13 protein-coding genes are annotated in these 12,414 nt (G+C 55.2%); 7 read left to right on the top strand and 6 right to left on the bottom strand.

What is annotated here, in order from left to right:
• Positions 1 to 136 precede the first annotated feature (136 nt).
• From OXR61_RS01385 to OXR61_RS01395, 3 genes are all read left to right on the top strand, one after another.
• Entirely contained in the window at positions 137 to 691 is a 555-nt protein-coding gene (locus tag OXR61_RS01385; RefSeq protein ID WP_021506034.1) for a hypothetical protein, read from the top strand.
• Positions 666 to 1,583 (top strand): nucleotidyl transferase AbiEii/AbiGii toxin family protein, encoded by a 918-nt coding sequence (locus OXR61_RS01390; protein WP_021506035.1) that lies wholly within the window; start codon positions 666 to 668, stop codon positions 1,581 to 1,583. The genes OXR61_RS01385 and OXR61_RS01390 overlap by 26 nt, the downstream gene beginning before the upstream one ends.
• Before the next feature lie 182 nt (positions 1,584 to 1,765).
• A complete protein-coding gene (locus tag OXR61_RS01395; RefSeq protein ID WP_031279095.1) occupies positions 1,766 to 2,281 on the top strand; it encodes a phenolic acid decarboxylase in 516 nt (171 codons plus the stop codon).
• A gap of 702 nt (positions 2,282 to 2,983) precedes the next feature.
• Here OXR61_RS01395 and OXR61_RS01400 read toward each other — a convergent pair.
• Complete coding sequence (locus OXR61_RS01400) at positions 2,984 to 3,427, bottom strand: NUDIX domain-containing protein (protein ID WP_267410494.1); 444 nt, start codon at positions 3,425 to 3,427, stop codon at positions 2,984 to 2,986.
• A 322-nt stretch (positions 3,428 to 3,749) separates the two neighbouring features.
• On the opposite strand from OXR61_RS01400, the gene OXR61_RS01405 reads away from it, so the two are divergent.
• A complete protein-coding gene (locus OXR61_RS01405; RefSeq protein WP_021506039.1) occupies positions 3,750 to 4,505 on the top strand; it encodes an SDR family NAD(P)-dependent oxidoreductase in 756 nt (251 codons plus the stop codon).
• Positions 4,506 to 4,545: 40 nt separating this feature from the next.
• Here the strand turns inward: OXR61_RS01405 and OXR61_RS01410 are convergent, their stop codons facing one another.
• On the bottom strand, positions 4,546 to 5,379 hold the full coding sequence (locus OXR61_RS01410; protein WP_021506040.1) for a LysR family transcriptional regulator: 834 nt from the start codon (positions 5,377 to 5,379) through the stop codon (positions 4,546 to 4,548).
• A 109-nt stretch (positions 5,380 to 5,488) separates the two neighbouring features.
• On the opposite strand from OXR61_RS01410, the gene OXR61_RS01415 reads away from it, so the two are divergent.
• Positions 5,489 to 6,223, top strand: coding sequence for an SDR family oxidoreductase (locus OXR61_RS01415; RefSeq protein ID WP_021506041.1), 735 nt, complete (start codon positions 5,489 to 5,491; stop codon positions 6,221 to 6,223).
• A gap of 3 nt (positions 6,224 to 6,226) precedes the next feature.
• Here the strand turns inward: OXR61_RS01415 and yeiL are convergent, their stop codons facing one another.
• Positions 6,227 to 6,919 (bottom strand): transcriptional regulator YeiL, encoded by a 693-nt coding sequence (gene yeiL, locus OXR61_RS01420; protein ID WP_031279098.1) that lies wholly within the window; start codon positions 6,917 to 6,919, stop codon positions 6,227 to 6,229.
• Between the two features lie 136 nt (positions 6,920 to 7,055).
• On the opposite strand from yeiL, the gene rihB reads away from it, so the two are divergent.
• Together rihB and OXR61_RS01430 are read left to right on the top strand one after the other, a co-directional pair.
• Positions 7,056 to 7,988 (top strand): ribosylpyrimidine nucleosidase, encoded by a 933-nt coding sequence (rihB, locus tag OXR61_RS01425; RefSeq protein ID WP_021506043.1) that lies wholly within the window; start codon positions 7,056 to 7,058, stop codon positions 7,986 to 7,988.
• An 83-nt stretch (positions 7,989 to 8,071) separates the two neighbouring features.
• Positions 8,072 to 9,322 carry a NupC/NupG family nucleoside CNT transporter gene (locus tag OXR61_RS01430; protein ID WP_031279101.1) on the top strand — a complete coding sequence of 417 codons (1,251 nt, stop codon included), beginning with the start codon at positions 8,072 to 8,074 and terminating at the stop codon, positions 9,320 to 9,322.
• A gap of 15 nt (positions 9,323 to 9,337) precedes the next feature.
• On the opposite strand, the gene OXR61_RS01435 is transcribed toward OXR61_RS01430, so the two are convergent.
• From OXR61_RS01435 to OXR61_RS01445, 3 genes are all read right to left on the bottom strand, one after another.
• Positions 9,338 to 10,201: a DeoR/GlpR family DNA-binding transcription regulator gene (locus tag OXR61_RS01435; RefSeq protein WP_021506045.1), complete on the bottom strand. Its 864-nt coding sequence runs from the start codon at positions 10,199 to 10,201 to the stop codon at positions 9,338 to 9,340.
• A 128-nt stretch (positions 10,202 to 10,329) separates the two neighbouring features.
• Positions 10,330 to 11,277 carry a D-ribose ABC transporter substrate-binding protein gene (locus OXR61_RS01440; protein ID WP_021506046.1) on the bottom strand — a complete coding sequence of 316 codons (948 nt, stop codon included), beginning with the start codon at positions 11,275 to 11,277 and terminating at the stop codon, positions 10,330 to 10,332.
• A 74-nt stretch (positions 11,278 to 11,351) separates the two neighbouring features.
• Positions 11,352 to 12,407 (bottom strand): ABC transporter permease, encoded by a 1,056-nt coding sequence (locus OXR61_RS01445; RefSeq protein ID WP_021506047.1) that lies wholly within the window; start codon positions 12,405 to 12,407, stop codon positions 11,352 to 11,354.
• Positions 12,408 to 12,414: the final 7 nt, after the last annotated feature.

Below are 12,414 nucleotides of genomic sequence, written 5' to 3' on the forward strand. Positions count from 1 at the left end.
GGGTTTTCCGATTTGAAGTGGGTGGACTAAGTTCACTCGAATACTACTTATTGCTGGTATTCATGTGCACTTGAAAGTGCAGGGCAAATCATGTACACATGAATACTCTATAAATGTGGTTTTTCCGTAGACTTATATGAACAAAATGACGGCAATCGAGCGGCTTAACGCGTTTGACAGGCAGGGGCGCTATGTCTTTGCTGTTCGTGATTTAGCCAAAGTTTTTTATGACGACAGTGACAAAGCTTTCAATGCTGGCCTGAACCGTCTGGTGAAGGACGGCATCCTGCAGCGTGCCAGCCGTGGCGTCTATGTTTACGCCTATGCGAGAAGTAAAGACGCTTACACGCTGGAAAGAATCGTACAGACGTTGCGCAGAGGAGAATACAGCTACCTGAGCCTGGAATCGGCGTTATCGGCTTACGGTGTAATTTCACAAATCCCGATGGGGCGTCTTACCGTTATGACCACGGGCCGTTCTGAAGAACACATTACGCCTTATGGCGTGATCGAATTCACGCATACCAAACGATCGCCTGAACAAATTTTGCAGGACACCATTTTGGGCGAGTCACCTTTGCGCCTGGCAACCAAAAAAGCCGCACTGCGCGATTTACGTCGGGTGGGGCGTAATACGCATCTGATTGATGAGGCGGAAACGAACGATGAATCAGAAAGTCAGTTTCACTGAACTGGTCGCTAAGGCCATGGCTTCAGCGCAACTCGAGGGTATGCGTAACGTAGTGGAAAAAGAGCTTTTACACTACGACATCCTTTACTGTCTGGATAAAGCGGGTCTGCTGCAAAATCTGACGTTTCAGGGCGGTACCTCTTTGCGGCTATGTTATGACGGCAATCGGTTTAGCGAGGACCTGGATTTCGCCGGCGGCATCAACTTTTCCGGTGCAGATTTAAAAAACATGAAGGTCTGTATCGAAGACTATCTCGGCACGCGTTACGGTTTAGAAGTTACGGTCAAAGAGCCGGCAGAACTTCGCCGCCAGCCGGGCTATGAAGAGATCAGAGTCGATAAATGGCAGGTCTCCGTGACGACGGCACCCGAAAAGCGCGATATGCCTAAGCAACGCATCAAGGTCGAAGTTGCTAATATTCCCGCTTACAGTCGCAAACCGTTACCGCTGAGCCGCAATTATCCGGTGTTGCCGGATGGCTACAGCGATACGCTGGTGATGTGTGAAAGTCTCGACGAGATCATGAGTGACAAGCTCATTTCCCTGGTTGCGACCACCAAATACCTTCGTTACCGCGATGTCTGGGATTTACCCTGGCTGATGCAGCAAGGCGCTGCGTATGATGTGGGCTGGATTCGGCAAAAAATCGAGGATTACCGGATTCCTGACTATGAAAAGTTATTAAAACAGCGGCTGGCTGGTATCGAAAACATCGTCAAAGACGGACATTTTTACAACGAGATGCGCCGTTTCATACCCCAGCAGGTATTTGCCAGAACGCTGGGACGGGCAGAATTTACCGATTACATCGCCGAACGTTTGACCTCGCTGTTGCAAAGATTGCAGCGAGATTTAGCAGGAAAACGGCCAGACGACGCCTTCAGAATGTAACAGCGACAGCTGGCCCGGCGTACAGAGGAGATAAAAGAGCAGGGGACGGGCACTGTCAAGCTGGTTGCACGCTCAGGAAGCGGATTTTTTTGTTAATTTGCCGTCTGGTTTTCTCACAGGCGCTATAACTTACTATTCCTGCTTCAACAAACTGCTGATGAGGTAAAATAATGGATAACACCATGATAACGGATGAATTTTCCGAAGATTTGTCTGCGTTTGTCGGGACACATTTCGTTTATACCTATGATAATGGCTGGAAATATGAGTGGTACGCGCGCAACGCGACGACCTGTGATTATCGTATCCATCAGGGATTGGTTGGTGGCCGTTGGGTGACCAATCAAAGCATGAATGCGGTGCAGTTTGCACCGGGCATTTATAAAGTCGACTGGCACGAGCCGACCGGCACCTGCGTCAGTCTGCTGTTTGATATCAACCGTAAGGTGATTCACGGCACCATCTTTTTCCCGCAGTGGATTGCCGGCGAAGGACAGCATCCAGAAAAAACCATCTGCTATCAGAATGAATTTATCGAAGATATGCATCGTTTCCGTGATGAAGGGCCTGCGTATCCGTACGTAGTGATTCCTGAGTTTGCCAAAGTGACCTACATGAAGAATGAAGGTCCGGATAATGATGCCGTAATCAACATGCCGCCGGGACAAATGCCGGAAGATTATTTTAAAGATAAATGAGGCTGGCAATCCGCTGACGGCGCCGGGTTCGGTCGCCATGAATGGCGCCCCTGCGATTGTGCAGTGCGGAGTAGCATTGCAGGGTGCGCATTGATGCGCACCAAAGTTACTCGTGAGTGGTATCCAGCAAACAGACCGATCGCGCTACGTGAAATCTGACAAAAGCGCTGAGGGATAACCGGGAAGTTTTCACGTAGCGTTGTCATGTTGGATGAGCTAAAGACATGATTAAAGCCACAAAGTGCGAAGCTAACCGGGCAGTCAGCTGTAGGGTGCGCATTGATGCGCACCAGGATAACGCCGTAGTGTCCATCAAACAGATTGGTGGGATAAGTTTTCACTGAAGCCGTGGTGGAATGCGTTGTGGGCCTGGTAAGAGGCGTGAAGGGCGAAACTGAAGGATTGCGATACCTGACGGGACACCCTATTTAACATAATATACATTATGCGCCATTTGATCACAGAGGCAAAGCTGACCTGATCGCTGTGAGCTAAGCTGACCAGGCCGCTTTAGGCTACCTGCTGAAAATCCTGAAATACCTGTATCAATTCTGCAAGCATTGCCGTGAGTTCATGCTTCAAACTTTGCTTTCCTGAGCATGTGTCGGCTCCACTGAACATACTCTGATCACCTGCAATAAGATTCCATTTGAAAGCGGCAATGATAGATTCATACGCTCAACGCTATGACACGTCGCGTAATTAATCCGACAATGCGCAGAGATCAGCAATATTTGTTGGATAAACGACGTCGCGAGTGTTTCGCAGCTCAGTAAGATCCCACCAGTGATAACTATCAATGACTAACTTTTCATTTTCAGTCCAACCACTGGTACGGATATCTTCATCTCCAACTTTAATTAAATAAAATCGTTCATTTGCCAAAACCACCTCACCGCTGGGAAGCGTCATTTCAAAAATACGCTCAGTTAATGGCTGACCCACATCATCGACATAAAAGCCTGTTTCTTCTCTGAGCTCTCTGATAGCTGCCTGTTCAAAAGTCTCTCCCGGTTCAACGCCTCCGCCGGGTGTGGCCCAGTATTCTCTGCCTGACAGGGCATTATTTTTATGCTTAAACCAGAATAATAAAACCTGATTAAGAGGATTTATAATAAGCAAACGAGCCGAATCGCGGGTGCGCACTTTATAATTCCTTTATGATTTTTAATACAAATCAGCATAACTGATCATGGTCAGAAAACGAAACGCCACTGTCTGCAGGAACAGGACGACAGGATAGACATCCCTCCCCGGCTCGCTATATAGTAAGCGCGCATCTCACTTCTGACTTGCCGTGGGCGTTACCGTCATCCAACGCGCCCTGAACCGGAATGGGCCTCTGCGCAGAGGAAAACCGGAACAGCGCCACGGCATCGTTCACGCTTTCTACGCATCCTGTTTATCGGGATAGCTAGCAGTGCATCACTGCACGTGGCCTTTCATTCTCTGACTGACAAGGCACACTATGAAACTGACCAACAACACCCTGCTCATCACCGGCGCAACCAGCGGTATTGGCCGCCGGCTGGCCGAGGTTTTTCACGATCGCGGTAACCGCGTCATTATCACCGGCAGACGTCAGGCGCTGCTCGATGAGATCACCGCCCAGCGCCCGGCCATTACCGGTTTTGCTCTGGACGTTAATGACGCCACCGCCCTCGCCCGCTGTTCCGCAGCGATTCACGCGCAGTTCCCGCATATCAACGTGCTGATCGCCAACGCCGGTATCTCACAGCCGGAAACGGTGACGGCAGACGAATGGACCAGTGATATTGCTGAGCAAATCGTGATGACCAACATTCTCGGTGTGATTCGCGTCACCGCCGCTTTTTTACCGCTGCTGCGCCGTCAGCCGCAGGCCACGCTGATGGCAACCAGTTCCGCGCTGGCCTTCCTGCCGCTGGCCAGTTTTCCCACCTACTGCGCCAGCAAAGCTTTTCTGCATTCCTGGCTGGTTTCGCTGCGTCATCAGCTGCGTAATACCCCGGTCGAGGTGCTGGAAATGCTGCCGCCGTATTTACAGACGGCGCTGACCGGCGATCAACAGCTTAACGATCCCCGCGCCATGCAGCTGGACGACTATATAGTGCAGATTCTGCAGATGCTGGAAAATGGCCCGGTCGCGCGCGGCGAACTGCTGCTGGAGCGTGACCATGCGCGGCGCTGGGCCGAACGCGACGGCAATTTTGACGCCATATTTGACATGATGAATCCGCGCTAATCCGCTTTGATCCGATGCGCCTGGCAGCGCACCGGATCTATCATAACGTTCGCAAAGAAATGCCGTGGCTGAAGTATGCCAGCACCCGTTCTACCGCTGGATTGGCCTGCGCCTGAACCGCATAGCAAATGCCGACACGCCGCATCAGCGGCTGACCGGGTAAAGCGCGCCAGGCCAGGCGATGCCGCGCGGCAACCAGCGGCGCCGGCGCAATGGTGACGCCAAAGCCGGCTTCCGCCAGATCCAGCGCCAGCGCGTAGCTGCCGGCGTTGGCCGCGGCCGCACCCGCACCGTAAAACGGCAGCAGCCGCTGATGCGACTCATCAGTCGGCACCATCACCCACGGCAGCGGATGCAACTGGTCATGGGTCAGCGTCTCCAGCTGACTTAGCGCATGACTGGCGGGATACGCCAGCACGTAGTGCTCTTCAAACAGCGGCATAAACAGCTCGTCTTCGCAGCGCAGGCTTTCACACGCCAGCCGGATATCGCCCACGCAACCGGGCTCGACGTTAAGCAGCACCGTGGGAAAATGTTGCCGGATGGCCGTCAGCAGTTGCGCCAGCTGGGCGGGCGCGACATCCCCTTCGACGCCAATCTTCAGCGGCAGGCAATCCGACGGCTGGCGAAAGCGTGTGACCAGCGCCTGCATATCGCTGAGCATCTTGCGCGCCTGCGGATAAAGGACGCGAGCGTCCTCCGTGACCTCCACGCCGCGCGGCCTGCGGATAAAAAGCGTGGTGGCCAGCTCCTCTTCCAGCAGTTTGATCGTGGCCGAGAGCGCGGGCTGCGTCAGATTGAGTAACTGTGCGGCGCGCGTGATGTTGCGCTCTTCAAACACGCAGATAAAAGCTTTTAGCTGTCGCTTATCCATAGAAAATCATTATATCGGCGAAAGAAATAAACCATTTTTCACCAATCGCTGCGCGATTTAAAGTGCACGCCTCAGCTTCGCCATTAATTTTATCTATGAGGAAGTCATTATGACGCAGAATGTTAAACCTTTAATCGTCATCACCGGTGCCAGCTCCGGTATCGGTCTTGCCACGGCGAAACTGCTTTCGGCGCGTGGACATGCCCTGCTGCTGCTGGCTCGCCGTATCGATCGTATGACGGCACTGAATCTGCCCAACGCCCTGTGCCGCGCGGTTGATGTGACCGATCGCCACGCATTTACCGCCGCAGTGCAAGATGCTGAGCAGCAGTTTGGCCCGGTCGATGCGCTGATTAACAATGCGGGCGTGATGCTGCTCGGCGCGATTGAACAACAGGATGCCGGCGAATGGGACAAGATGTTCGACGTCAACGTGAAAGGCCTGCTCAATGGCGTGCAGGCGGTCACCGCAGGCATGATTGACCGTAAAAGGGGCACGATCATTAATATCAGCTCAGTGGCCGGACGGAAGACGTTTCCTAATCACGCGGTGTATGTTGGCACTAAATTCGCTGTGCATGGCATGTCAGAGAACTTGCGCGAAGAGCTGTCGCCGCACAATGTACGCGTGATCGTTATCGCGCCGGGCGCAGTTGAAACCGAGCTGTTGAGTCACACCACCAGCGAAGCAATCAAGGACGGTTATCACGCGTGGAAAGCCGAAATGGGCGGCAAAGTGCTCAGCGCAGACGATGTGGCCAGCGCCATCGATTACGCCTATTCGCAGCCGCAGTCGGTCTGCGTGCGGGAAATCGTGCTGGCGGTCACCCGCCAGGGCGCATAAACCTCAGTGACCCGGCAGCGCTGCGCCGGGCTCCATCTCTTCGGCTAAGGCCATCAGCGCCGCGCGGTTACCGATAGCATAACCCCCCTGCTGCTTACGCAGCACCCCTTCTGCGCTGAACTGCGCAAACACATACAGCAGGTGGCGATAGGTCACACCAAGGTACTCCGCTACCTGCGTATGCTTCTCTTTATACACACCGTCATGCTGAGTCAGCAGGATAAAGGCCGCCAGCCGGTTAACCAGCGGAAACGCCTGATTGCGCGTTGAGGTGACAATATTGCGGAAATTCTTTTTCACCAGGCCAAGGCAGGCGTGGCGCAGGAACTGCGCATCATTTAACAATAGCGTGCGGCAGGTTTTCACCGGCAACGCCAGGCACCAGCAGGCTTCAATCGCCTGCACCGCGCGTGAAGCATGCGTTTCATCCAGCACTTCAATCTCGCCAATAAAACAGGGCGCATTAAAGAAATCCACCAGCGAAATACGGCCATTGGCCAGCGTGACATACAGTTTGGTGCGACCGCGCGCCAGATAAAACATATACGCCGGCAGAGCGCCCTCGCGCACAATATAGTCCCCGGCAAGAATATGAAATAAATGTGTGTGCGGGATCACATCGGCTGAAAATTTATCGCAATAGCCGGACGCCATTATTAACTGCTGCTTTAGCGCGTCATTATTTATTTCTTTCATCATTCGATGTCCACTATGAGATTTCTCATACTCTGGCGTGTCACGCCGCTGCTAAGGTGAAGGCCTCTACCCTACCGCACCGGAAAATTTCTGCAATGAAATTAAGGTGATAAATAAAAAAGCTGAGGAGTAAACCATGACAGCACGTAAAATTATTCTGGACTGTGATCCCGGTCATGATGATGCCATCGCCATCATGCTGGCCGCAAAACATCCGGCGATTGAATTACTCGGCATCAGTATCGTGGCGGGCAATCAAATTCTGGACAAAACGCTGGTTAACGGCCTGAACGTTTGCCAGACGCTGAATATCGACACGCCAGTTTATGCCGGCATGCCGCAGCCGATTATGCGCCAGCAGATCGTCGCCGATAATATTCACGGCGAAACCGGTCTTGACGGCCCGGTGTTCGGCCCGCTGACACGTAAAGCGGAAACAAAGCACGCGGTGAACTTTATTATCGATACGCTGATGAACAGCGACGGGGATATCACGCTGGTGCCGGTCGGCCCGCTCACTAATATTGCAGTAGCGATGCGCATGCAGCCGAAAATCATTCCTAAAATCCGTGAAATTGTGCTGATGGGCGGCGCTTACGGCACCGGTAATTTTACCCCGTCGGCGGAGTTTAATATTTTTGCCGACCCGGAAGCCGCGCGCGTGGTATTTACCGCCGGCGCCCCGCTGGTGATGATGGGCCTCGACTTAACGCACCAGACGGTGTGCACGCCGGACATCATTACCCGCATGGAAAAGGCTGGCGGCCCTGCCGGCAAGCTGTTCAGCGATATGATGAATTTTACGCTGAAAACCCAGCACGACAATTACGGTCTGGCGGGCGGCCCGGTGCATGACGCCACCTGCGTCGCCTATCTGATTAATCCGGATGCCTTCAACGTTCAGCCGATGTTTGTCGAAATCGATGTCAACAGCGGTCCCTGCTATGGCCGCACGGTGTGTGATGCGCTGGGTGTGCTGGGGAAACCGGCAAACATCAAAGTGGGCATCACGCTGGATACCGCCTGGTTCTGGGATTTAGTCGAAGACTGCGTGCGCAGGTACCGCTAATCCTTTAACCCCACAATATGGGCAGAAAGTGGTCGCCCATACCGCTATGCAACCTCACCAGGCTGACATCAGGAAATATCATGATGGATATAATGAGAAGTGTTCTGGGTATGGTGGTATTACTGGCGATCGCGTTTCTGCTGTCAGTAAATAAAAAACACATCAGTCTGCGCACCACCGGTGCCGCGTTACTGATTCAGATTGCCCTCGGCGGCGCGATCCTCTATTTGCCGCCGGGCAAATGGCTGGCGGAAAAAGTCGCCAGCGGCGTGCATCAGGCGCTGGCTTACAGTGATGCGGGCAGCGCGTTTCTATTTGGCGCGCTGGCCGGACCACAAATGGACAAGGTGTTTAACGGCGCCGGCTTTGTGTTTGCTTTTCACGTTCTGCCGGCCATCATCTTTATCACCGCGCTGGTTAGCGTGCTCTACTATATTGGCGTGATGGGCGCCATCATTCGCCTGCTGGGCGGCATCTTTCAGCGCGCGCTTAATATCAGTAAGATCGAATCCTTCGTGGCGGTCACCACCATTTTCCTCGGCCAGAATGAGATCCCGGCCATCGTCAAACCCTTCGTCAACCGTCTCAATCGCAACGAACTGTTCACCGCCATCTGCAGCGGCATGGCTTCAATAGCCGGTTCCACTATGCTCGGCTATGCCGGGCTGGGGGTACCGATTGAATATCTGCTGGCCGCCTCGCTGATGGCCATTCCCGGCGGCATTCTGTTCGCCCGCCTGCTCAGTCCGGCAACGGAAGCGTCGCAGGTGACTTTTACCCACCTGTCGTTTAGCGACACGCCAGCACGCAGCCTGATTGAAGCCGCCGCCAGCGGAGCTATTACCGGGATGAAAATAGCCGCCGGTCTGGCGACGGTGGTGATGGCGTTTGTCGGTATCATCGCGATGCTCAACGGCATACTCGGCGGCATCGGCGGCTGGTTTGGTCACGGCGACATCAGCCTGCAGGGAATACTCGGCTTCGCGCTGGCCCCGCTGGCGTGGCTGATGGGCGTGGCGTGGCACGATGCGGCGCTGGCGGGCAGTCTGATAGGTCAGAAACTGGTGGTGAACGAGTTTGTTGCCTACATCAGCTTTTCACCTTATCTGCATCAGACGGGCGCGCTCGACGGCAAAACCATCGCCATCGTCTCGTTCGCCCTGTGCGGCTTTGCTAACTTTGGTTCGATTGGCGTGGTGGTCGGCGCCTTTTCTGCCGTCGCACCAGAGCGCACCCCGGAAATCGCGCGGCTGGGCCTGCGCGCGCTGATCGCCGCAACGCTCTCCAATCTGATGAGCGCCACCATTGCCGGCTTCTTCATCGGCCTTGGCTAAGGCGCAAACCGGGCATTACGCCTCTGTGCGTCCCTGCCCGGTTTTCATCGGTGCCACCACCACATTCACCCCCAGCTCCTGCAGGCGACGCAGCACCGGCACCGGCGTGCCCTGATTAACAATCACCACATCAAACTCGCTCAGGTGAGCAAAGCGATGCAGCGCGCGCCGCTCAAACTTGGTGTTATCCATCATCAGGATGCGCTTCTGCGCTGCCTCAAACATGGCGCGCTTGGTCTCCACCGTCTCGGCCGACTGATGAAACACCGCATCATCAATAATCGCCGACATGCTGACAAAAAACACATCGGCGCGCAGGCTGGCGATTTCGTCTCGCGTCATGCGTCCCATAAAGGCGTTACACCAGTGATGAAACTGGCCGCCGAGACCCATCAGAGTGATATCGCGTCCGTTACGTAATTCATTCATTAACGTCAGCGAGTTGGTGATCACCGTGAGCGGCGCTTTGGCCGGCAGCAGCCGCGCCATCTGCAGCACGGTGGTGGAATCATCCAGAAACAGCGCCTGGCCGGGTTCAAGGTAGCCAGCGGCCACTTCGGCAATCGCCTGCTTCTCTTCCAGCTGGCGCGTGGCACGGTAGAGATCGCTGGATTCCACCAGGCTGGTTGGTGTGGCAGAGACCACGCCGCGTGATTTATGCAGCAGCCCGCGCTCAACCATCTCATCAATATCGCGATGGGCGGTCATCAGGCTGATCCCGAAACGCTCGGTAATATCTTCGATACGTACCGCGCCTTCGGCCATCACGGCTTCGGCTATGAGCTGGCGTCGTGCCAGCTGACGCGCCTGACGGCTGTCGCCCGGTAAGGTTTCATTCAGGAAGTGACCAGCGGAGGTCTCTTGCGGGTTATGCGCCATGTTTCGTCCGGAAAGTGAAGCGGAAATGCAGTTTCGGCTTTGATTACAGCGCGTAAACGTTTCTTTTGCAAATCAGGCGCGCAGCAGGCAACCGATGACGGCCAGAATGCCGCCATCGGTAATCTGACTTACTGCTTCAGGACAAACGGCGAAACGAAATCACCGGCGTTGTCTTTGGTGATCAGAATACAGTCAAACAGCTGCTTCTCCTGTGCTACGCCGGTTTTGCCGGTTTTGAGGAAAGTGTCCGCCTGCTCTACCGCCTTCTGCGCAAACTGCGCTACCGGCTGCATCACGGTATAGGCCAGCGTACCGGCTTTAACCGCGTCGACCGCATCCGGTGAACCGTCAAACCCACCCACTTTCACCTGACTGAGTTTGCCGGCTTCCTTCAGCGCAGCGATAGCACCCAGCGCCATCTCATCGTTACCGCTGATCACCCCTTTGATGTTCGGATTAGCCTGCAGCAGTGACTGCATTTTATTGAAGCCCTGGGTGCGATCCCAGTTCGCCACTTCCTGGCCGACTTTCTTCAGCGTCGGGTACTGAGACAGCACGGTATCGAAACCGTTGGCGCGCGTGGCGGCGTTGTTATCCGACGGCGGTCCCACCAGCTCGACATAGCTGGCGCTGTCACCCACCTGCTTCACCCACTCCATCGCGCCTACTGCCGCACCCTGCGCGTTATTCGACACCAGCTGCGCTTTAGCCAGCCCGCTTTGATTCAGTTCGGCATTGATCACAAACACCGGAATATTGGCGGCAATCGCTTTCTTCACCGATCCAATCGAGCCGTCGGCGTTAGCCGGATCGAGAATGATCGCCTTCGATTTATTGGTGATCGCCGTATCAATCAGCTGGCTTTCGGTGTTGGTATCCCCTTTGTGCGCGCTGACTTTGGCACTGTAGCCCAGCTTCTCCGCCGCCTTCTGCGCGACCTGGCCCTCAGTCAGCCAGTAAGGGTTGGAGGGATCGTTGACGATGATGGTCATCAGGCCGTTGTTGGCCCAGCTGGGTAAGGCAAAGGTGGAGATGGCCATCGCGGCGGCGGCGATAAACAGACGTTTATTGAACATAGGTGCTCCGTTATTATTAGGGTACAGGTTTGTTTTACGGTTACTCGCGCGCCAGCCGGCCAGCGCGCACAGGGTTAGCGACCGCGCCGGCCGTATTGCAGGGTGTTGAGCAATACCGCCAGCACAATCACGGCGCCAGTGAACACCGTCTGCCAGTAGGCAGAAACGCCGATAATCACTAAGCCATCAGAGAGAAAGCCAATCACGAACGCGCCCAGCAGCGTGCCGCGCACGTTACCGCGTCCTCCGGTCAGCGCCGCACCGCCAATCACTACCGCTGCAATGGCGGTCAGCTCGTAGGTGGTGCCCGCGGTCGGACCGGCGGAGGTCAGCTGCGAAGAGAGCACCAGCCCGGCCATCGCCGCACAGATACCCGACAGCACGTAGACGCTGATTTTGATGCGTTTCACCGGCACGCCGGAAAGATCGGCGGCGCGCTCGTTACCGCCCGAGGCATACAGCCAGCGGCCAAACGCCGAGCGACTCAACAGGAAACCGCAGGCCAGCGCCACTGCGCCGAGCACCAGCACACCGACCGGGATGTTGAACAGGCGGTTAAAACCGAGCCAGTCGAAACCGGTATTGCCCAGCGCTTCGCTGCCGGATAGTTTGTTGTAGGTCAGACCGTTGGTGATCAGCAGCGCGATACCGCGCGCCACATACATGGTGCCGAGCGTGGCGACAAACGCCGGGACGCGAAAAATCGCAATCAGCACGCCGTTGACCAGCCCTACCAGCGCGCCCAGCACCAGCGTCAGAATTGCCACCGCCCACACTGGCAGATAGAGCACCACGCCAAGCGCTTCAAGGTTGATGCCCTGCATCATAAAGCCGGCCATCACCCCGGCCAGGCCCAGCGTCGAGCCGACTGACAAATCAATCCCGCCGTTGAGGATCACCAGCAGCATGCCGATCGCCGGCAAACCGAAGATGGCCACATGCGACGCCATGGTGAGGAAGTTCGCACCGGTAAAGTAGTTGGGCGATAGCAGGGAGAAAGTGGCGATAATCACCAGCAGCGCAATAAAAGCACGCCCTTCCAGCAGCAGCCGCGCCAGATTGAGGCGCTTGCTGCTGGCCGGTTTCGCCACCCGCGGTGCGCTATCCAGCGTTTGGGTTCTGTCAGTCATACCGTTT

Source organism: Pantoea sp. GM_Pan_4, assembly GCF_026541005.1.
GTDB lineage: Bacteria > Pseudomonadota > Gammaproteobacteria > Enterobacterales > Enterobacteriaceae > Pantoea > Pantoea dispersa.